We start from the raw sequence: 20,786 nt of genomic DNA, 5'->3' as shown, positions 1-20,786 counted from the left end.
CAGGCGCCCCAGGCGGCGCCGGCCGCCACGCGGCTGGCGGTGTTGGCAAGCGCCGCGCGCGCCGCGCCCGGCAGCGATGCGGCCGCGATCCACGAGGCATTGGCGAAACAGCAGCGGCCCGACCTGGACGACACGCTCAAGAACGCCCGCGGCTTTCCCATCTTCAGCGCGCGCGCCGCGCACCTGGACAACCACATGCTGCGCGAGGCCGCGGAAACCCAAGCCGCGCCCGCCGCCGCGCAGGCCGAGAACTGCCTGCGCGCCACCGCCCTGCTGTGCGAAGTGGTCGAGAGCCTGGCGCGCGAGGCCCGCGCCCACGTGCTGGATCACGGCACGCCGGAGCGCGACGACGATTGGCCGCTGCTGCAGGTCGAACTGCTGCTGCCAGCCCAATGGCCGCCGGCGGCGCGCGAGCACGCGCTGGCCCAGGCCCGCCTCATCGCGGCCTGGCCCGCCGCCCGCCTGACGCTGCGGCCACACGAGGCGCGCGACGCCCTGGCCAGCGACGGCCTGCTGCGGCAACTGGCGCTGGAGCCCGTCACGCCAGCGCGCGCGCCGCTGCGCATCGTGGCCTCGGCCGATTCCTATATCGACGCCGCGGTGGTGCAGGACTGGGACGCGGACGGCATGCTGGTCGACAGCGCCAATCCGCAGGGACGCGTGCCCGGCGAAGCGGCCGCCGGCCTGCTGCTCGACCTGAACCAGGCCGGGGCCGGTGACAACGCCGGCGCCGCGCCGCCGGACGGCGCCTTCGAGCTGGCCCTGTCGCCCATGGCGCACCGCGCCACCGGCGCCGACGCCCGTGGCGCCGCCAGCGAACCGATGCTGGCCGAGTTGGCCAGCCACTTCCTGCAGCAGCAGGACCGGCGCGCGGACGACATCCGAGCGCTGGTCAGCGACGCCGACCATCGTGGCAGCCGTCCGCTCGAAACCGCGGGACTGGCCAGCACGCTGTTCACCACACTCGATCCGAATGAGGATTGCCTGGCCGTGGGCGGCGCCTGCGGCTACACCGGCGCGGCCGCGCACCTGCTGACGCTGGCGGTCGCCGGCGAGGCCTGCGCGCAGGCCGAAGCCCCCGTCATCGCCGTCATGACCCAGGACCCCGCTTTGCGCACACTCGCCCTGCTGTCTCCGTCCCTCTCCGCCTGACCCACATAAAAATAGCCAGAATCATGCGTAGCCCTTCAGGTTTCTTCTCCGGTATCTCCAGCGCCCTGAGCGAAGGCCGACATTGGACATCGCGCGCCCTCGGCAACCCGCGCCTGTTCATGGCGATCGGCCTGATCGCCCTGGTCGTGTTCCTGTTCCTGTTCGCCGACACGGTCGAGATCGGCCTGGTCTGGGCCGCCATCGCGCTGGGGATCTTCCTGTTCATCTGGCTGTGCGCCTACCTGTGGCGCCGGCGCCGCGCGCGGCGCGCCAACAAGAACCTGGGCGACATGCTCGAGCAGCAGGTGCAGGCCGGCGCGGCCGCCGCCAACCGCGGCGACGTGGACGCGCTGCGCACCCGGCTGGTGCAGGCCGTGCGCACCATCAAGACCTCCAAGATCGGCCAGGTCTCGGGCAACGAAGCCCTGTACGAACTGCCCTGGTACATCGTGATCGGCAACCCGGCCGCGGGCAAGAGCAGCGCGGTAATCAACTCGGGCCTGCAGTTTCCCTTCGCCGACAAGAACGGGGCGGCGGTGCGCGGCGTGGGCGGCACCCGCAACTGCGACTGGTTCTTCACCACCGAGGGCATCCTGCTGGACACGGCCGGCCGCTACTCGGTGCACGAGGAAGACCGCAACGAATGGATGGGCTTTCTCGACCTGCTCAAGCGCCATCGCCCCAAGGCGCCGATCAACGGCATCATCGTGGCCGCCAGTATCGACGAGCTGACCGGCGCCGGCCCCGAGTTCGCCATCAACCTGGCCAAGAACCTGCGCCAGCGGGTGCAGGAACTGACCGACCGGCTGGAAGTGTTCGCGCCGGTCTACATCATCTTCACGAAGGCCGACCTGATTTCCGGCTTCAACGAGTTCTTCTCCGACAGCGACCAGCGCGAACGCGACCGCGTCTGGGGCGCCACCCTGCCCTACGGCGCGGAAGAGAACCGCGACGTGCTGGCCCTGTTCGATGAACGCTTCGACGAACTGTACGAAGGCCTCAAGGAAATGGGCACGGCGCAGATCTCGCTGCGCAACAACCGCGACCTGCCGCCGGGACTGCTGACGTTCCCGCTGGAATTCGCCGGCATCAAGCCCGCCCTGCGCACCTTCCTGTCGACGCTGTTCGAGACCAACCCGTTCCAGTACAAGCCCGTGTTCCGCGGCTTTTACTTCACCAGCGCGCTGCAGGAAGGCGTGTCGCAAAGCACCTCGACCGAACGGCTGGCCGAGCGCTTCGACCTGCGCCCGGCCCCGCGCGGCCAGGCGCGCAGCGTGTCCTCGCACAACGGCTTCTTCCTGCGCGACCTGTTCTCCAGCGTGATCTTCGCCGACAAGAAGCTGGTGCGCCAGCACGCCAGCCCGGCCAAGACCCGCGTGCGCTACCTGACCTTCTTCGGCCTGGTGCTGGCGCTGGGCCTGGTGCTGGGCGGCTGGAGCTGGTCGTACCTGGGCAACCGCCAACTGGCGCAGAACGTGCAGGCCGACCTGGACAAGGTGGTGCGCCTGCAAAGCGAGCGCACCGACCTGCAGAGCCGCCTGGAGGCCATGGAGATCCTGCAGGACCGCATCGAACAACTGGACCGCTATTCGTCCAGCCGCCCGTGGTCGCTGGGCCTGGGGCTGTACCAGGGCGACGTGCTCAAGGAACGCCTGCTGGCCGAGTACTACAACGGCGCACGCCAGTTCATGCTGAGCCCGGTCAAGGTGAGCCTGGAGGACTTCCTGGCCAAGGTCGACATGTCCGGCAACGCGGCGGCCGCCGGCGGCGCGCCGAAGCCTGCGCCGCAGGCGCTGCGCGGCGCGAATGCCGCGGGCGGCGACACGCTGTTCCAGGACGCCTCGCCGACCAATGCCGACGACGCCTACAACGCGCTCAAGACGTACCTGATGATGGCCAATCGCCAGCACGTCGACCCGACCCACCTGTCCGACCAGATCACGCGTTTCTGGCGCGGCTGGCTGGAGACCAACCGCGGCGCCATGCCGCGCGACCAGTTGATCCGCAGCGCCGAGCGCCTGATCTCGTTCTACGTCAGCCGCGCCCCCGACGCCGGCTGGCCGCAGATCGACACCAACCTGGCGCTGGTGGAAAAGACCCGCGCCAGCCTGCGCGCCGTGATGCAGGGCATGCCGGCGCGCGAACGCGCCTACGCCACGCTCAAGGCGCGCGCCGCCACGCGCTTCCAGACCATGACGGTGGCGCGCATCGTCGGCGAGAACGACGCCGGCGTGGTGGCCGGCAGCTACGCCATCCCCGGCACCTTCACCCGCGAGGCCTGGGAACAATACATCCAGCCCGCCATCAACGAGGCCGCCAAGAAGGAAGTGCAGACCAGCGACTGGGTGCTGGGCGTGAACGCGCGCGACGACCTGACGCTGGACGGCAGCCCCGAGCAGATCCAGAAGAGCCTGGCGACGATGTACAAGACGGAGTACGCCCAGGAATGGCAGAAGTTCCTGCGCGGCGTGACCATCAAGCCCTTCACCAGCTTCGAGCAGTCGGTGGGCGCGATGAACCGCCTGGGCGACCCGCAGACCTCGCCCATCGCCAAGCTGATCAACACCGCCTATGAGCAGACCTCGTGGGACAACCCGTCGCTGGTCAACGCCGGCCTGCAGCAGGCGCAAAGCGGCGTGGTCGGCTGGTTCAAGCGCGTGATCCTGCGGCAGACGCCGCCGGCGCCCGCCACTGCCGCCAACGGCGAGGCCATCCCGATGGGTCCGGTGGGCCGCGAGTTCTCGGACGTGGCGCGCCTGGTGGTGACGCGTGAGAACCAGTCGCTGCTGGGCAACTACATGGGCGCGCTGTCCAAGATCCGCACGCGCTTCAACCTGCTCAACAACCAGGGCGACCCCGGCCCCGGCTCGCTGGTGCTGCTGCGCCAGACGCTGGAAGGCAAGGACTCGGAGCTGGCCGACGCGCTCAAGCTGGTCGACGAGCAGATGCTGGCCGGCCTGTCGGCGACGCAGCGCGAGACGCTGCGCCCGCTGCTGGTGCGGCCGCTGATCCAGGCCTACGCCGTGGCCATGCAACCGGCCGAGCGCGAACTGAACAAGGTCTGGAACGCGCAGGTCTATCAGCCGTTCAACCAGACCCTGGCCGAGAAGTATCCGTTCGCCTCGCGCGCCAGCGTCGAGGCCAGCAGCGACGAGATCGGCCAGGTGTTCGGCCCGCAGGGCAGCATCGCCAAATACGTCAACGACACCCTCGGCCCGCTGACCGTGCGCCGCGGCGACATCCTGACGGCGCGCACCTGGGGCGACATGGGCATCAGCCTGCAGCCGACCTTCACCGCCAACTTCGCGCAGTGGGTGGCGCCGCTGTCCGGCGGCGCGGGCGCCGGTTCGGCCAGCCAGCCGCAGACGCTGTTCCAGATCCAGCCCAAGCCCGCCGCCGGGGTGACCGAATACACCATCGAGATCGACGGCCAGCAACTTCGCTACCGCAACACGCCGCCGCAATGGGTCAACTTCGTCTGGCCCAATGCGCAGGGCGCGCCCGGCGCGCGCATCACCGCCACCACCTTCGACGGCAGCGTGGTCGAGATCGTCAACGAACCCGGCCGCTTCGGCCTGGAACGCCTGATCGCGACCGCCCAGCGCACCTCCAACGCCGACGGCAGCTTCAACATGAGCTGGGGCAAGTCGAACGTGACGGTGCCGGTCAAGCTTCGCATCATCAGCAACGCCCAGGCGCCCGGCGCCGGCGGCAGCGAGCCCGGCGGCAGCCAGGGCCTGCGCAACCTGCGCCTGCCCTCCTCCGTGGTGGGCGCCACTTCCGAATCCTCCTCCGCCCAGACGCGACCCGGAGCGCCGCAATGAGCAACCTGCAGTCCCCCCTGTTCCGCACGGCCTACTTTGGCAAGATCCCGGCCCGCGGCGACTTCGTCAAGAACACCTCGCATCCACAACTGATGAGCACGCTGGACGGCTGGGTCGCCAACACCATGGAGCTGCTGGCCCAGGACCCGCACTGGAAGACGCTGTACGACGAGGCCGAGCCGATGCCGTTCGCCATCCTCGGCTCGCGCGGCAAGCTGGCCATCGCCGGGCACCTCCAGCCCAGCCGCGACCAGTCGGGCCGTCGCTTTCCGTTCCTGTCGGCGACTTCGGTCGAGGTGCAGCGGCCGCTGGCCTTCATCGCCCGCAGCCCGATGGCCTTCAGCCGGCTGTGGAACCGCATGAGCGGCGCCGCCGCGCTGCTGATGACCGACGCCGACCCCGGCCCGGCGCTGCAGAGCCTGAACGAACTCGAGGGCGAAATCCGCACCGAGGCCGACGACGGCTTCGATGCCTTCGTCGACCTGCAGACCGTCGAGCGCCTGCAGGCCATGCTGCGCGGCAACGGCCACGCGGCCAACGTGCACGACATCGTCCTGGCGCTGGGCATCCTGCTCGAACCGGTCATGTCCAGCGGTTCCTCGCAGCTCGACCGCGGGCTGGCGCTGCCGCTGCCGGACGATCCGCTCTACATCAATCTGGTGGCCTCGTACTGGATGACGCTGATCGCGCCGTTCCTGGCGCGCGCGGATTTCGAGATCGCGGTGTTCATCGGCCGCATCGGCGGCAAGCACCGGCTGGTGGCGGGTTTTCGCGGCGCTTCGCCGCAGACGCTGGCCAGCCTGCTGTCCACGCCGCAGGCCTTCGCCGAGCATTACATCGTGCTGGAAGACGCGCCCTGGGTGCGCAACCACGTGTCGGCCAGCCACGGCCTGGCCAAGCTCTCCAGCTATCTGGACCAACCCAGGCTGTCGCTGCGCATGGCGCTCGACACCTATCTCGAAGTCTTCACCGGAGCCTGACCATGCGCGTCTCTCTCCTGATCCTGGCGGCGCTGTTCTCGTGCGCCGCGGCGGCGCAGGACGCCGCCACCGTCGTCCCCGCCAACGTGATTCCGCAGCCCGGCCAGGTGGTGGCCAGCGGCGCCGTGCCCGACGAGGCCACCAAGGCCGACGTGCTGGCTCGGCTGCAACAGGTCTATGGCGTGGGCAACGTCATCGACCAGATCGAGGTCGGCGGCGTGGTCGCGCCCCCCAACTGGTCGGAGCACGTCGGCAAGCTGATCGGCCAGCCGCTCAAGCAAATCAACCGCGGCCAACTGGAAGTGGACGGCACCCAGATCCGCCTGCAGGGCGAAGTGCAGAACGAGGCCTCGCGCCAGCAGATCGCCAGCGCCTTCGCCACCTCGCTCAACCCGACCTACAAGATCGTCAACGGCCTTCGCGTGGCGGCCGGCAAGGACGAACAGGGATTGCTGGACAAGGTGCTCACCAACCGCGTGGTGGAATTCGAGACTGGCAGCGCCACGCTGACGGCGCGCGGGCGCGAACTGCTCGACCAGGTGGCCGACGTGATCCCGAAGCTGCACAGCGACAAGGTGCAGATCATTGGCCACACCGACAGCTCCGGCAGCCGCAGCACCAACCTGGCCTTGAGCCAGGCCCGCGCCGACGCGGTCAGGGCCTATCTGGTCGACAAGGGGCTGCCGCCCGGCCGCTTCGAGACGCTGGGCGCGGGGCCGGACCAGCCGGTGGCGACCAATGCCACCGCCGAGGGCCGCGCCAAGAACCGCCGCATCGAATTCCGCGCCAGCCGCTGAGCGGCGGCCACGCGGCCAGCGCCACGGGCGGGATTTCAGCCGTTGTTCTCGGGCGGCTTGGGCACGCCCAGCAGCTCTTCCAGGCCCGAGAGCGCCTCGCCGTTCTTGACCACGGTGCGCAGCCACAGGTGCAGCGACATCTCGCCCCAGCTTGCGGCCTTGTCGGCCAGATAGGCCACGGGACTGTGCGGCTCGGTGCGGCGGAAGAACTCGGCCACTTCGCGCAGTTGCGCCAGGGCCTGGTCGCGCGTTTGCAGCGGGCCGCGCGTGGCCGTGGAGGCCGTGGGCGGAAGGTCGGCAGCGGTCAAGGTGGGCTCCATGCGGGTAATGGGCGCGCCGGTGGACGGCGCGGCCTGAGCGGACGGCGCCGGCGCCAGGTCGGCGCGCACCAGCAGGCCGGCCTCGCGGGCGAAACGATGCACCAGCTCGGTCACGTCCTTCAGCGCGGTGCGCACCGGCGTGAAGGCCGGGCCTTCGTCGCCCAGACGCTCGGTCAACGTCGATTCCAGCACGTCGACCGCGCCGAAGCAGCTCTGCAATTGGCTTTCCAGCTCGGCGTAGAACGCCGGCGGCGTGTCGCGGCGCGCGGCGTCGAACTGCTCCAGGGTGACTTTGCCACGCGACATGTCGGCGGCGTTCTGCGGCGAACGCTTGATGGCGTTGGCCAGTTGCGAGGCGCTGTCCCACAGCACCGCGCCGAAGCGCCCTCCCTCGGACTGCGTCAAGGGAAGTTCGCGCACCAGTTGCTGCGAACGCGACAACAACCACGCCAGGTTGCCCACGCGCTGCTGCACGTCGCCCTCGTCCGGCACCGGATGCAGGCCATCCCAATAGCGCCGGCACAGCCCGTCCACCAGCAGGAAGCCGTCGCGCAGGCCGGCGAAGCCGCGCGTCTTGGCCCAGGCCTCGGCCAGCCAGGCGGCCACCCGCACATCCTTGCTGCGCTGGGTCAGCACCTCGGTGCAGATGCGGATCACCTGCGGCCAGTCGGCTTCTTTGATGTCGATGACCCAGTCGCCCTGGTCCAGGTGCGGGTCATCCTGGCGGCGGGCCTCGCGGATGGCGTCGAATTCGGCGGAAAAGACCATGTCGGCGCCACAAGGCGCCTCGCCCGGAATGGGCTGCAGCAGTGCGTCGATATCGCTCATAGTGTCTTGTGTCGTTGCGGGTGGCGAGCCATGCGCAAGCGGCGCATGGCCCGGCGGCGAAAGCAGCGATGATCCCATATCTGTAACCGCGTTACGTTGGAACATGACACGCCCTATTACAAAACGCATCAGGGACCATCGCTATCATGCAAGCTCTCCAAACCCAGGAAGTCGCGATGAACAAGTCATTCCACATGATGCCCAACGGCCGCTTCATCAACGGCACGCCGCGACGCTGCCCCGATGGCACTTACGTCGGCGACGGTGGGCCCATCACCCGCGCGCCGGACGGCACGTACGTCGCGGGCACGCCCCAGCGCGCGCCCGATGGCCGCTACCTTGGCGGCGGCGGCCCGGTGCGCATGGCGCCCGACGGCACCTTCGTCGTGGGCACCCCGCGCATGGCGCCGGACGGCACCTATCTGTAAGCAGACTTAACCTTCTTTCGGGAGCAACGGGCGGCCATGGCGCAGCGATCCGTAATACGCAAGGGTGACCGCACCTCGCACGGCGGCGTGGTGGTGACGGGGGATGAATCCGTACAGATCTTCGGCCGGCCCATGGCCCGCGTCGGCGACCGCGTCACCTGCCCCAAGTGCCCCGGCCAGCACACCATCGTCGAGGGCGTGCAGAGCGTCAGTTCCGACCGCCGCACCGCGCTGGAGGGCATGAAGACCTCCTGCGGCGCCACCCTGATCGCCAGCCAGCAGTTCTACCAGCTCGAACATGGCGGCGGTGATGGCGGCGGCGCGGGCGTGAACGACGCGCCCCAGGCTCTGCAGGCCGGCGCGCCGGCGGCGCTGGCCGCGATCGAACCCATCGCGGCGCAGGACGCGCCGGTGAAATGCGCCCAGGTGCAGGACACGCTCAAGCTCACCGAGGCCATGTTCGACGCCAAACGGGTTCCGGTGAAGCTGACCGGGCCGTCGGCCTACCAGCCACCCGCCAACCTGGCGCGCGCGGGGGACGACAAGTGCGTCATGTACGAAGCCTGGCCCGCCGGACAGCGCGTGCCGGTGGTGCTGGAACCGCGCGATCCCCTCTGGACCGGCGACCTGATGCAGCGCCGGCCGCAGGAATTCACCGAGCGCCTGACCGAGGAACCGCAGCCGCAACCGGAACAGGTCGCCAAGAGCCTGGGCATCGCCCCCAAGGCGATGCTGCAAGGGCGCGATCTGCAGATCCGCCTGGCCAAGGGGATGGCGCTGGAAGACCGCATCACGCGCCTCAACGCGCAAGTGGTGAAGGGCCCGCCCTGGGCCGACCCGACACGCGAGACGCACACGGTGGGCGAGACCATGTTTTCGCGCATCACGCTCTACAGCATGTCGGGCGAACAGGCCATGATCGATCACGCCGTGCTGCACGAACTGGCCCACAGCTACGCCAACAACGCCCGCGTCGACATGAAGGCCTGGGGCGCCGCCGCCCGATCCGACGGCAATTTCCCGTCGGACTACGCCAAGGCCGGTCCGCCCGAGGACTTTGCCGAATTCGTGGTGATGGCCATCGCCACCCAGGGCACGCCGTGCGAGGACTACGCGCGCTCGATCTATCCGGCGCGCTACCGTCAATTGGACGCCATGGACCTGCTGGAAAAGGCCCCCGCCCAGGGGCGCGCCTGACGCCGGGTGCGCCCCGCGGCGGTTTGCGTCCGGTCCCGACGGTGGGATAACATACGTTCCATATACAAACCATATATGGAACACTCACCATGGGCATCGTCAAGATTTCCGAGCAGATGCACGAGAATCTGCGCGTGGCCAGCAGCGCGCTGAGCCGCTCGATCAACTCGCAGGCCGAACACTGGATGCGCATCGGCATGCTGTCCGAGCTCTACCCCGAGCTGCGCCACGCCGACATCTGCCAGTTGCTGATCCGCATCGAGCAGGCCGAGGGCTTCAGCATCGCCGCCCTGTCCCACGGACAGGCAACCGCCGGCCAGCAGGAGGCCGCGTAAATGGCGCGCAAGGTCTCCATCAAATCCGCCGCCGACATCGCCATGGCCCGGCGCGCCGGCGCCCTGGCGGCGGAAGTGCTGCACATGATCGCCGAGCACGTGCGGCCCGGCGTCACCACCGACGAGCTCGACCGCATCTGCCACGACTACATCGTCAACGTGCAGAAGGCCATCCCGGCCAACGTCGGCTACCACGGCTTTCCCAAGACCATCTGCGCGTCGGCCAACCACGTAATCTGCCACGGCATCCCGTCGGCCAAGGTGCTCAAGAACGGCGACATCCTCAACATCGACGTGGCCGTCATCAAGGACGGCTGGTTCGGCGACACCAGCCGCATGTACTTTGTCGGCCAGCCGAGCCCGCTGGCGCGCCGCCTGGTGAACACGACCTACGAGGCCATGCGCGCCGGCATCATGGCAGTCAAGCCGGGCGCCACGCTGGGCGACATCGGCCACGCCATCCAGACCGTCGCGCACCGCGAGCACTTCAGCATCGTGCGCGAATACTGTGGCCACGGCATCGGCCAGATCTACCACGACGAACCGCAGGTGCTGCACTATGGCCGCCCCGGCGAGGGCCTGGTGCTGCAGCCCGGCATGATGTTCACCATCGAACCCATGATCAACGCCGGCAAGCCGCAGACCAAGCAGTTGCCTGACGGCTGGACCGTGGTCACCAAGGACCGCTCGCTGTCGGCCCAGTGGGAACACATGGTGGTCGTCACCGACACCGGCTACGAGGTGCTGACGTCCTGGCCGGACGGCTTCGGCGACTACCCGCCGATTCCCTGACGCCGCCGGCCGGCGACGGCAATTAACGGAGTGCGACGCCCACGGGGCCCGGTCATGATCGGGCCCTCGTCGTTTTCGCGGCCGCGCCGGCCGTCGCCTCCATGCCCGCCCTGCCCACGGCATTCCGCCGCCTGGCCGCCTCCAACCTGGCCGCCCAATGTTCCGAACAGATCGCCCTGGCGGCGGCGCCGCTGGTGGCGGTGCTGGCGTTGGGCGCCAACGCCGCCCAGACCGGCTATCTGCAGACCGCCCAGACCCTCCCTTTCCTGCTGCTGTCATTGCCCGCCGGGGTGCTGGCCGACCGGATCGCGCGCCGCACCCTGATGACCGCCGCCGAGTGCGCGCGCGCCGCCAGCCTGCTGGGCCTGCTGGCGCTGCTGGCGGCGGACGGCCTGAGCCTGGCCGCGCTGGCGGTGCTGGGCTTCCTGGGCGCGGTCGGCACGGTGGCCTATAACGTGGCCGCGCCCGCGCTGGTGCCGACGCTGTTGCCGGCAACCCAACTGGCGCAGGCCAACCGCTGGCTGGAACTGGCGCGCAGCGCGGCGTTCTCGGCCGGGCCGGCGCTGGGCGGCGCGCTGGTCGGCGGCATCGGCGCCGCCGTCGCCTACGGCCTGGCCACCCTGCTGTCGCTGCTGGCGGCGGGGCTGCTGGCGGGCCTGCCGCCCGAGCCGCCACGCACGGCGACGCGACGCCACCTGTGGCGCGAGTTGCGCGAAGGCGCCGCGTTCGTGGCGGCGCATCCCCTGCTGCGGCCGGTGCTGGTCACGGCGGTGTGCTTCAACACCGCCTGGTTCGTGCTGCAGGCCGTCTACGTGGTCTACGCGGTGGAGCGCCTGGGCCTGACCGCCGCCGGCGTGGGCATGACGCTGGGCATCTACGGCGCCGGCATGCTGGCCGGGGCCCTGGCCGCGCCGTGGCTGGCGGCGCGCCTGTCGTTCGGCGCGCTGATCGCGGCCGGCCCCACCTGCGCGCTGGCCGCCAGCCTGATCCTGCTGTCGACGCTGGCGTGGCCGGCGGGCGCCTGGGCCGGGGTCGGCCTGTTCCTGTTCGGCGCCGGACCGATTCTATGGACCATCGCCACCACCACGCTGCGCCAGGCGGTCACGCCCAACGCGCTGCTGGGCCGCGTCTCGGCCGTGATCGTCACGGCGACGTTCGGCGCGCGGCCCGTGGGCGCCTTGATCGGCGCGACCCTGGCGGCGCGGCTGGGCATGGAAGCCTGCCTGTGGTTGTCCAGCGTCGGCTTTGCCGCCCAGTTCGCGGCGCTGCTGGCCTCGCCCGTGGCGCGGCTGCGCCGCCAGCCGCAAGCCGTGGCGGACTGAACGGCGCCCAGCCGCCCCGGCGGGCTTTCTGTTGTGGTCCCGCCCGGCCCGATCTGTATCTGGCGGCGGCCGGCGGCGGCCGCTAGACTGGCCTGCCATCGAGGCCGCCGCGCGCGGCGCCTCGCCAAACACCCCGCCCCGCCGCGATCATGCTGAACATCCTGGGAAAAGCCTCTTCCATCAACGTCCGCAAGGTCCTCTGGACCTGCGTCGAACTCGACCTGCCGTTCACGCGCGAGGACTGGGGCTCGGGCTTTCGTCCGACGACCGACGCGGCCTTCCTGGCCCTCAACCCGAACGCCATGGTGCCGGTGCTGCGCGACGGCGACTTCGTGCTGTGGGAATCGAACAGCATCATCCGCTATCTGGCCAACCAATATGGCGGCGACGCGGCGAATCCGCTCTATCCGGCCAATGCCAGGCTGCGCGCCCGGGTCGACCAGTGGATGGACTGGCAGGCGACCGACCTGAACCGGTCGTGGAGCTATGCCTTCATGGCGCTGGCGCGGCAGTCGCCGGCGCACCGGGATGCCGCCGCCATCGAGGCTTCGAGCCGCGACTGGGCGCACTTCATGGGAATCCTGGAACGGCGCCTGCGGGACACCGGCGCCTACGTGGCCGGCGAGGCCTTCACGCTGGCCGACATTGCCATCGGCCTGTCGGTCAACCGCTGGTTCGCCACGCCGCTGGACAGCGCCCTGCGGCCGGCGCTGCCGGCGGTGGCCGCCTACTACGACCGGCTGGCCGAGCGGCCGGGCTACCGCGCCCACGGCCGCAACGGCACCGCCTAGCAGGCGGCCCGGGGCGTCACTTCACCACGCCGCAGACCATGCGGCCGCCCCCGCCGCCCAGCGGCTTGGGCGTGTCGCTGTAGTTGTCGCCGCCGACGTGGATCATCAGCGCGTGCTGCTTGACGTCGGCCAGCTTCAGGCGCGGCGCCACCACGGCCGTCTTGGCGTTGCCATCGGCGCCCACGGTGATGAACGGCAGGTCGCCCAGGTGGCCGTCGGTGGCCAGCGGCCCCTTGTGCGCCTTGGTGCCCTGCGGATCCAGGTGGCCGCCGGCGGCGCCGCCCGGCATCACCTTGCCATCGACCGTGGTCGACGCGCACGAACCGTTTTCATGGACGTGGAAGCCATGCTCGCCCGGCGGCAGGCCGGTGAGCTTGGGCGTGAATTTCAGGCCTTCCTTGGTCTGTTCGAGCGTGATGGTGCCCGCGCTCTTGCCCACGCTGCCGTCGTCGTTCAGGACCGACATCGTGACGCTCTCGGCCTGGGCGGCGGCCGAGGCGCCGGCCAGCGCCAGCGTTGCAACGAGAATCGAGAATTTCTTCATGGGACTTGCCTCCTGGGGAGAGATGCGCGTGATACGGGCCGCCCGGCCGGGCGGCGGTCGTCCCGGGGATCTGACGGCAGGCCCGGCGACTGGCAGAGACAATAGCACCGCGCCCTGGCGCTTCGCCAGCAATCTTCCTTCCTGATACATCGGACATGTCCGCAAATCCGCGATGGTTGACCGGCGCCCTCCCCGCGGGCGCCGCACTAGCCCGTCGCCAGCAGCACCGCCGCATGCAACAGCACGCCGATCAGGCCGCCCACCAGGGTGCCATTGAAGCGGATGTACTGCAGGTCGCGCCCCACGCTCAGCTCCAGTTCATCGACCAGGTGGCGCTCGTCCCACAACTTGACGGTGCGCGCGATGTGCTCGGTCACGCCGATGCGCAACCGCCCGGTCAGCCGCCGCGCCGCGCCCAGCACGTGGCCGTTGATGGCCTCGCGCAGGTCCGGGTCCTCGCCCAGCTTGCGCGCCAGCGCCAGCAAGGCGCTTTCCAGATGCGCGGCCAGGGCCGAATGCTCGTCGCTCAGGTCGCGCCGCAACGCGGCATGGATGTCGTCCCACAGGCCCTGCACGTACTCCTGCACCTTGGGGTGGTCGATGGCGCGCTGCTTCATGGCCTCGACCTGCGCGGCAAGCGCCGGATCGCTGCCCAGGCGCGCGATGTAGTCCAGCACCCAGGCCTCGTAGTCGCGCCGCACCGGGTGATCCGGTTCCGACAGCACATCGCGCAGTTCCTGCACCAGCGCCCGCGCCAGCCTGTCCGCGAGGTTGTCGGCGATGCCCTCGACCGACGCGATCACGTCCACCGCCTTGATGATGCGCGGCCATTCCTTGCGCGCGAATTTCACCAGCAGCGCCGAGGCGCGTTCCTTGACGTCCTCGTCGCCCAGGTAGCCGCCCAGCCGCTCCATGGCGGCGTCCAGCAGCTCCTGGTGGCGGCCGTCGCGGGTCAGCAGGCCCAGCACCTCGCCGGCGCTGCCGGCCGCGTCCCAGCGCCGCAGGGTCTTGACCACGAACGCCTGGATCACGCCGCGCACCGCGCGGTCGTCCAGCAGGTCCAGCGTCTGCAGCGCGACCCGCCGCGCGCCGTCGCTGAGCGCGTGCGCCTGCTTTGGCCGCGCCAGCCAGCGCGACAGGCGCGCGGCCGGGTCGAAGCCGCGCAGCTTCGCCATCAGCGTATCCGGGTCGAGGAAGTGGTCGCGCACGAACACCGCCAGGTTGTCGCCGATGCGGTCCTTGTTGCTGGGGATGATGGCGGTGTGCGGAATCGGCAGGCCCATCGGCCGGCGGAACAGCGCCACCACCGCGAACCAGTCGGCCAGCGCCCCCACGGTGGCGGCCTCGCAGAAGGCCCGCACCCATGCCCACACGCCCTGGCCGCCCATGACGTGGCTCGTGATGAAGCCGCTGATCATCGCCACCAGCAGGGCCAGCGCGGCGATCTTCATGCGCCGCAACTGGGCACGGCGCGCCTGCGACGCCAGCGCCGAACGGGTGGCGAAGGCTGGCGAGGACGGGCTGGCGGAAGGCGGCGTATCGGTCATGGAGTCTCCGGCGGGAATGCCCGTCCAGCATACCAAGCCAGCCGGCCCCACCGCGCGGCCATCAGTCCTCGGGCCCGGCCAGCGCACCGCGCAGCCAGGCGATGAAGGCATCGGCATGGGCGGTGCGGGCGCGGCCGGCGGCCGGCACCGCGCGCAGGCCGCCGTCGAACGGCACGAAGCCGTAGGGCGCCACCAGTTGCCCGTCCTGCAACTCGCGCGAGATCAGCCGCCGTTCGACCAGCGCCACCCCCAGGCCCGACAGCGCGGCCTCGATGCACAGGTGGGTGTGGGGAAACGCCAGCGTGTCGCCTTGCGCCGCCGGCTGCCCGGTGATGGCCTCCCACTGGTTCCAGGCGCTGGAGGTGTATTCATGGGCGATGCGCGCGCGCGTGGCCGGCTTCCTGCGCGCATAGGCCGGCGTGCAGACCGCGCCGAAACGCACCGGCGCCAGCGCCAGGGCCTGGCGCCGGTCGGTCTCGGCGTAGCCGGACAGGTCCCAGGCCAGGATCAGGTCGGCGCCCTCGTTGCGCATTTCACGCGCCGAGGTCATCGACAGGCGGATGCGGATCTCGGGATGCTTGCGATAGAACACGGCCAGGTTCGGCACCAGCCAGCGCATGGCGAAGGTGGCGCTGCAGGCCACGTGCAGCCCCGGCGCCTGGGATTCGCGCGCCAGGCGTTCGTAGGCGTTTTCAAGCTGGTCGAAGGCCGCCCGCACCGAGGCATAGAACGTGGCGCCACCCTGGGTCAGGCGCAGGCCGGTGCCGTCTTTCTCGAACAGCGCCACGCCGGCGTGCTCCTGCAGCAGGCGCAGATGGCGGCTGACGGCGCCATGGCTGCGGCACAGTTCCTCGGCCGCTCGGGTGACCGAACCACTGCGGGCGATGGCTTCGAAGGCGCGGACGGCGGACAGGGGCGGCAACTGGCGCATGGCGGATCATCTGTCAGGAAAACTGACGAAGAGGCAGAAAAACTGCATTGTCGGATTCAAGGTCCATTTTTAGCATGCCGGCATTGAAATGGCTGATTGCCCGATTCATCGCCGCACCGACGACCTGCCGGCGTGGCTGACTCGATTCCTGCTTGTTTGAATTAGCTGACGATTACCCTTTCCCCAAGTCCTTTCCGGAGCCCACCATGAACATCACCCACCTGGCCGCCCACGAAGCGCTGGACAGCCGCGGCAATCCCACCGTCGAAGTCGAGGTCCGCCTGGACGACGGCGCCCAGGGCCTGGCCCTGGTGCCGTCGGGCGCCTCGACCGGCAAGCGCGAGGCCCTGGAGCGGCGCGACGGCGACGCCGCCCGCTACCTGGGCAAGGGCGTGCTGGGCGCGGTCGGCGCGGTCAATACCGAGCTGCGCGCCGCCCTGCTGGGCCTGCCGGCCGATCAGCAGGCCCGGATCGACCAGATCATGATCGAACTGGACGGCACGCCCGACAAAAGCCGGCTGGGGGCCAACGCCCTGCTCGGCGTGTCGCTGGCGGTGGCGCACGCGGCCGCCCACAGCCAGCGGCTGCCGCTGTGGCGCCACATCGGCGGCGTGCAGGCGCAGACGCTGCCGGTGCCCATGATCAACATCATCAACGGCGGCGCGCACGCCGACAATCCGCTCGACTTCCAGGAGTTCATGATCCTGCCGGTGGGCGCGGACAGCTTCCGCGAAGCCCTGCGCATGGGCGCGGAGGTGTTCCACACCTTGCGGCTGGCGCTCAAGGCCGCCGGCCACAGCGTCAACGTGGGCGATGAAGGCGGCTTCGCGCCGATGCTGCGCAATGCCCCGCAAGCGCTGGATTTCATCATGGCCGCGATCGAGCGCGCCGGCCTGCGCCCCGGCGCCGACATCGCGCTGGCGCTGGACCCGGCCGCCAGTGAATTCCATGGCCCTGAGGGCTACCGCTACCACGGCGAGAACCTGCTGCGCGACGCCGAACAGCAGGTGCGGTACCTGGCCGGGCTGGTGCGCGACTACCCCATCGTCTCGATCGAGGACGGCATGGCCGAGGACGACATCATCGGCTGGAAGACACTGGGCGCGACGCTCGGCGGCGCCTGCCAGCTGGTGGGCGATGATGTGTTCTGCACCAACCCGCGGCTGTTCCAGGCCGGCATCGACCAGGGCATCGGCAACGCCATCCTGGTCAAGATCAACCAGATCGGCACGCTCAGCGAGACCGCGCAGGTGCTGGCGCTGGCGCGCCGCGCCGGCTATGGCGTGGTGATGTCGCACCGCTCCGGCGAAACCGAGGACACCAGCATCGCCGACCTGGCGGTGGCGGCCAACTGCGGCATGATCAAGACCGGCTCGCTGTCGCGCGCCGACCGCACCGCCAAGTACAACCGCCTGCTGCGCATCGAGCGCGAACTGGGCGCGGCCGCCGTCTATGCCGGCGCCGGCGCGCTGGCGCGGCGCGGCTGAAGGTCGAGCGCGGCGCCACGGTACTGCCGGACCTGACCGGCGCCGCGGCGGCGTTGGCGCGGCTGGCGGCGGCCTGACCCCGTTCACTGGCGTTCAAGACAGGGCAGCCGCCAACGCCGACGATGGCGGCTTTTGCCGAGGAACCGCGCATGTCCGTCCCCACCGCCCCTGTCGTCCCGTCCGCGCCCGCCGTGCCGGAGAAAATCGTGATCGTGCTGGCGGCAACGCTCGGCGTGGGCCAGGCCGCCAACGTCTCGGCCTGCCTGGCCGCGGGCCTCGCGGCCGCCCTGCCCGGCTGGGCCGGCGCGCCGCTGCGCGACCCCGATGGCATGGCCTCGTCGGCCATCTCGCACCTGCCCATCATCGTGCTGGCGGCCGATGCGGTGCGGATGGCGCAATTGCGTCAGCGGCTGACGCAGCCGCCGCCCGAGGACGCGCGGCTGGCCGTGTTTCCGGCCTATGCCCGCGAGATCCATGAGGCTGCCCACTATTGGGCGCGGCACCGCGAGACCTCGCACCGCGACCAGCCCCTGCTCGGCGTCGGCCTGGCCGGCGCCAAGCGCTGGATCAACGCGCTGACCGGCAGCCTGCCGATGCTGCGTTGAACGCCCGCGCGCCGGCGCCACCGCTCAGGCGCGCTCGCGGTACGCGGTGGCGCACAGGATCGACAGGAACAGCAGCAGCGCCAGCGTCAGCAACAGGCCGCCCGCCGCCGTGATGATGGCGTCGGCGCGCCACAACACCAGCGTCCGGCGCAACGCGGCGCCGGTCACCTCGGTCAGGCCCGTCAGCAACAGCAGCACGGCGGCGAACGGCCAGACCGCGCCGCGCAGCGCCTGGCGCGACCGCCGCCAGCCATAGCCATCCGTCAGGGCGGCCTGCGGCAGGGCCAGGGACCACGATCCCAGCAAGTGCGTCATGGGCAGCCACAGGATCATCAGCAACAGCAACGCAATGGCCAGGAACACCGTGCTGGGCGTGTTCGGCATCTGGAAATACAGGGAGAGCGTCAGGCTGCCGCTGATCGACTTCAGCGCGGCGATCGCAACGATCGCCGCGAACACCAGGGCCAGCACGCGGGCCTGGGCGCCATCCAGGCTGGGCGCCTGGCGCGGCACGCCCGCCAGTTGGCGCTGCCATGCCAGCGCCACGCGCGCCAGGGCCAGCAGATTGACCACCGCCGCCAGCAGGAACCAGGCTTCGCGCGGACCGCCCGCCTGGTTCAGCAGCAACGCGCCCGGCAGCGACAGCGCGAACAGCACGCAGGCCCACGGCGCGGCGGCGACCATGGCGGGCACCTGAGCGGTGAACTGGCGGGCCGTCAATGCCAGCAGGCGGCTCGCGGTGGGCGGATGTGGCAAGGTGTACCTCTCTCGGTCAGGTCCGGACCGTCGGCCTCGCGGCCGATGGCGACTCCAGGCCTTATACCAGAGACGCGCGCCCGCCGGGCCGCGTTCAATCGGCCAGCAGGCCCGGCGCCAGCGCCGCCAGCGTGGCGATGTGCGCGTCCATTTCCTGCGGGCGCGGATTGTCGATATTGCCGGCGCCCGCGGTGCGCAGCCGCAACGTCAGCAGCCCGCCGCCGTCGGCGCTGAACTGCAGGCCGAACACCCAGTCCACGCCTTGCGCGCGGGCGATCAGCGTCAGCCAGCCGGAGTCCGGCTCGATCAGGGTCCGGGCCCGCAACAGGCCGCGCGCCTCCAGCGCGGACGGCGCGGCGGCGGCGAACCGCTGCATGGCCGCCAGCACGGTCGGGGTCTCGGCGGAGAAAGCGATCTGCACCAGTTGCAGCGGCGGCGCCAGCAGTCGATGCGAGAACAACCGCGGCATCGGCGTCGCGGCGGGCCCCGCGCCGGCCGTCCACGAAGCCGGCACCGTGACCGGTCCGGGACCCGCGATGCCGGCCGGCGCCGGCGCCGTGAGCCGGGCCTGTCCGGCGGTCGACGCACAGCCGCCGAACAGCACCGCGGCCAGGGCCGGCAACAACAACCGGGGCAGCCAGCGCAGGAAGCCGCCGCCCTCGCCGGCGCGCGGCGCTAGGATGTGGTCTTGCATGCCTGGCCCTCTTGCGTGTCGTGATAGGTGCGGAATTCCTCCAGATCCGCCAGCGGCTTTTTCAACCGATAGCAGGCGTTCAGGCCGCGCAGCAGCAGAAAGGCTTCCTCGCTGCCGAGGGACTTGGAGAAATCATCGTCGGCCAGCTTGGTCGAAATCTCGTCCAGCGTCTTCTGGTCGCGATAGCGCGCCAGCCGTTCGCCCAGCGTGTAGGCGGTCAGCGCGGCCTGCAGCCGGCCCTGTGCGTCGCTGACCTGCTCGACCGAGGCGCTGGCGCCGACCTTGCTCAGCAGCGCCGTCAGCGCCACCGACTTTTCCAGCACCGACTTGGGCACGATGCTCTCGAAAGTGCCCACCGACACCAGCGCGGTCGGCACGTTCAGCGGCTCGGCGCCGTCCATCACCTGGTTGGTGCGGGTGTTGTAGGTGAGCGCCTTTTCCCAGAACGCGCGCGTGCCGGCCACCGGACGCCCCACCACCACATAGGTGCCCTGCTTGAGCAGGCCGAGGTTGGAGCCGGCCGACTGGCTCACCGCCGACTGCGAATAGAGCTGCACGCTGTAGTCCAGCACCATGCGGTTGCGCTGGTTCGCCAGCACCAGCTCGGCGGCGGTGAAGGCCACCCCCACCAGCGGCGAGACCAGCGGATTGTTGGCCAGGCTGGCCGCGCCGTTGGCCACGCCCTGCGCCCATTGCAGCGCGCGCAGGGTCTCGGCGTTGCGTTCGGTGGTGACGTCCATCACGCGCAGCCGGAACGACGGCGCCACGCGCTCGTCCCAGCGCTGCACGTAATACACCAGCAGATTGGAGAAGTTCAGGGATTGATCCGGCTGCACGCCGCGCTGGTACCAGACCACGATGGACTGGTTGCTGCCATCGTCCCTGGCGGCGACGTCGAGGATGACCGCGTAGTCCGCCGGGCCGTCGATGCCGGCGGTCTTGGCGCCGGCCGCGTCCTTCAGCGCCGGGATCTCGACCGACCGCATCATGATCGAGAGCGGCGCGTTGGCGGGCACCGCCAGTTGCCGTTCCGCGTCGGAAGAAGCCGGCGCGCCGGCCTGCTCCAGCACGCGCGCGCGCTCATCGCCGCCGGGCTTGAGATAGAAAATGCGGTTGTCGGCGTAGATCGGGGTGTGCACCGTGTAGGCGTCGCCGATGCGCGGCTCGCCGCCCGCGCATCCCGTCAACATCGCCGCCAGTCCCAACATGCCCCACCGCAACGCGGCGCCGTCCGGACGCCGCAGGCCGGACCATGCCCGGCGCATGAACACGAAAGCCATACTTGCTCCGCAAGAAAAGGCCCGCAATGGATCGGAACAACGCCTACGCCAGGCGCGATGGGCAAGAGACGGTCAAGGCCGCCCTGGCCGCGGCCGGGGACTCCCGGCGCCAGCCGGCGCGGGAATGGTCGGCATTTTTATCATTATGTTTCTTTTTGTCAAACTTTCGCGAGAAT

The 20,786-nt window shown here is 70.2% G+C and carries 19 protein-coding genes; 12 read left to right on the top strand and 7 right to left on the bottom strand.

Translation table 11 applies throughout. From position 1 onward, the window contains the following. The 4 genes from HV783_RS23690 to HV783_RS23675 all read left to right on the top strand — a co-directional run. Positions 1–1,152, top strand: a 1,152-nt coding sequence (locus tag HV783_RS23690) for a hypothetical protein (protein ID WP_175189987.1), incomplete at its 5' end; no start/stop codon positions are given. A gap of 119 nt (positions 1,153–1,271) precedes the next feature. Further along, the gene (gene tssM / locus HV783_RS23685) at positions 1,272–4,976 is read left to right on the top strand and encodes a type VI secretion system membrane subunit TssM (protein ID WP_054502409.1); all 3,705 of its coding nucleotides are present in this window, start codon (positions 1,272–1,274) and stop codon (positions 4,974–4,976) included. Beyond that, complete coding sequence (gene tagF / locus HV783_RS23680) at positions 4,973–5,956, top strand: type VI secretion system-associated protein TagF (protein ID WP_144657689.1); 984 nt, start codon at positions 4,973–4,975, stop codon at positions 5,954–5,956. The genes tssM and tagF overlap by 4 nt, the downstream gene beginning before the upstream one ends. Before the next feature lie 2 nt (positions 5,957–5,958). Then, on the top strand, positions 5,959–6,753 hold the full coding sequence (locus HV783_RS23675; RefSeq protein ID WP_064522811.1) for an OmpA family protein: 795 nt from the start codon (positions 5,959–5,961) through the stop codon (positions 6,751–6,753). Between the two features lie 35 nt (positions 6,754–6,788). On the opposite strand, the gene tssA is transcribed toward HV783_RS23675, so the two are convergent. Continuing rightward, positions 6,789–7,901, bottom strand: coding sequence for a type VI secretion system protein TssA (gene tssA / locus HV783_RS23670; RefSeq protein WP_175189986.1), 1,113 nt, complete (start codon positions 7,899–7,901; stop codon positions 6,789–6,791). 146 nt (positions 7,902–8,047) lie between these two features. On the opposite strand from tssA, the gene HV783_RS23665 reads away from it, so the two are divergent. The 6 genes from HV783_RS23665 to HV783_RS23640 all read left to right on the top strand — a co-directional run bounded on the left by HV783_RS23665 (position 8,048) and on the right by HV783_RS23640 (position 12,766). Then, entirely contained in the window at positions 8,048–8,329 is a 282-nt protein-coding gene (locus HV783_RS23665; RefSeq protein ID WP_231132841.1) for a hypothetical protein, read from the top strand. Positions 8,330–8,365: 36 nt separating this feature from the next. Beyond that, complete coding sequence (locus HV783_RS29530; RefSeq protein WP_244976835.1) at positions 8,366–9,526, top strand: PAAR domain-containing protein; 1,161 nt, start codon at positions 8,366–8,368, stop codon at positions 9,524–9,526. Between the two features lie 89 nt (positions 9,527–9,615). Continuing rightward, positions 9,616–9,861: a ParD-like family protein gene (locus tag HV783_RS23655; protein WP_054415514.1), complete on the top strand. Its 246-nt coding sequence runs from the start codon at positions 9,616–9,618 to the stop codon at positions 9,859–9,861. Next, positions 9,862–10,653, top strand: coding sequence for a type I methionyl aminopeptidase (gene map / locus HV783_RS23650; RefSeq protein WP_054502405.1), 792 nt, complete (start codon positions 9,862–9,864; stop codon positions 10,651–10,653). Positions 10,654–10,754: 101 nt separating this feature from the next. Next, positions 10,755–11,975: an MFS transporter gene (locus HV783_RS23645; RefSeq protein ID WP_175189985.1), complete on the top strand. Its 1,221-nt coding sequence runs from the start codon at positions 10,755–10,757 to the stop codon at positions 11,973–11,975. Between the two features lie 149 nt (positions 11,976–12,124). After that, positions 12,125–12,766, top strand: coding sequence for a glutathione S-transferase family protein (locus HV783_RS23640; protein ID WP_054502403.1), 642 nt, complete (start codon positions 12,125–12,127; stop codon positions 12,764–12,766). Positions 12,767–12,782: 16 nt separating this feature from the next. Here the strand turns inward: HV783_RS23640 and sodC are convergent, their stop codons facing one another. The 3 genes from sodC to HV783_RS23625 all read right to left on the bottom strand — a co-directional run bounded on the left by sodC (position 12,783) and on the right by HV783_RS23625 (position 15,788). After that, positions 12,783–13,310 (bottom strand): superoxide dismutase family protein, encoded by a 528-nt coding sequence (sodC, locus tag HV783_RS23635; RefSeq protein WP_054502402.1) that lies wholly within the window; start codon positions 13,308–13,310, stop codon positions 12,783–12,785. Between the two features lie 206 nt (positions 13,311–13,516). After that, complete coding sequence (locus HV783_RS23630) at positions 13,517–14,761, bottom strand: DUF445 domain-containing protein (RefSeq protein WP_144658017.1); 1,245 nt, start codon at positions 14,759–14,761, stop codon at positions 13,517–13,519. Positions 14,762–14,918: 157 nt separating this feature from the next. Beyond that, positions 14,919–15,788 (bottom strand): LysR substrate-binding domain-containing protein, encoded by an 870-nt coding sequence (locus tag HV783_RS23625; RefSeq protein WP_054502400.1) that lies wholly within the window; start codon positions 15,786–15,788, stop codon positions 14,919–14,921. Positions 15,789–15,994: 206 nt separating this feature from the next. Here HV783_RS23625 and eno point away from each other — a divergent pair, with 206 nt between their 5' ends. After that, the gene (gene eno / locus HV783_RS23620) at positions 15,995–17,275 is read left to right on the top strand and encodes a phosphopyruvate hydratase (RefSeq protein ID WP_175189984.1); all 1,281 of its coding nucleotides are present in this window, start codon (positions 15,995–15,997) and stop codon (positions 17,273–17,275) included. Positions 17,276–17,424: 149 nt separating this feature from the next. Next, positions 17,425–17,880 (top strand): DUF2000 domain-containing protein, encoded by a 456-nt coding sequence (locus HV783_RS23615; RefSeq protein ID WP_253184340.1) that lies wholly within the window; start codon positions 17,425–17,427, stop codon positions 17,878–17,880. 24 nt (positions 17,881–17,904) lie between these two features. Here the strand turns inward: HV783_RS23615 and HV783_RS23610 are convergent, their stop codons facing one another. The 3 genes from HV783_RS23610 to HV783_RS23600 form a co-directional block, all read right to left on the bottom strand. Continuing rightward, positions 17,905–18,636 carry a hypothetical protein gene (locus HV783_RS23610; protein WP_063570146.1) on the bottom strand — a complete coding sequence of 244 codons (732 nt, stop codon included), beginning with the start codon at positions 18,634–18,636 and terminating at the stop codon, positions 17,905–17,907. Positions 18,637–18,730: 94 nt separating this feature from the next. Further along, complete coding sequence (locus tag HV783_RS23605; RefSeq protein WP_059271021.1) at positions 18,731–19,330, bottom strand: hypothetical protein; 600 nt, start codon at positions 19,328–19,330, stop codon at positions 18,731–18,733. Further along, entirely contained in the window at positions 19,312–20,610 is a 1,299-nt protein-coding gene (locus HV783_RS23600) for a hypothetical protein (protein ID WP_175189983.1), read from the bottom strand. The genes HV783_RS23605 and HV783_RS23600 overlap by 19 nt, the downstream gene beginning before the upstream one ends. Positions 20,611–20,786 lie beyond the last annotated feature (176 nt).

Origin of the sequence: Achromobacter dolens (assembly GCF_902859745.1) — a bacterium.
GTDB classification, from domain to species: domain Bacteria; phylum Pseudomonadota; class Gammaproteobacteria; order Burkholderiales; family Burkholderiaceae_B; genus Achromobacter; species Achromobacter dolens.
This window is presented reverse-complemented; position numbering and strand designations above follow the sequence as displayed.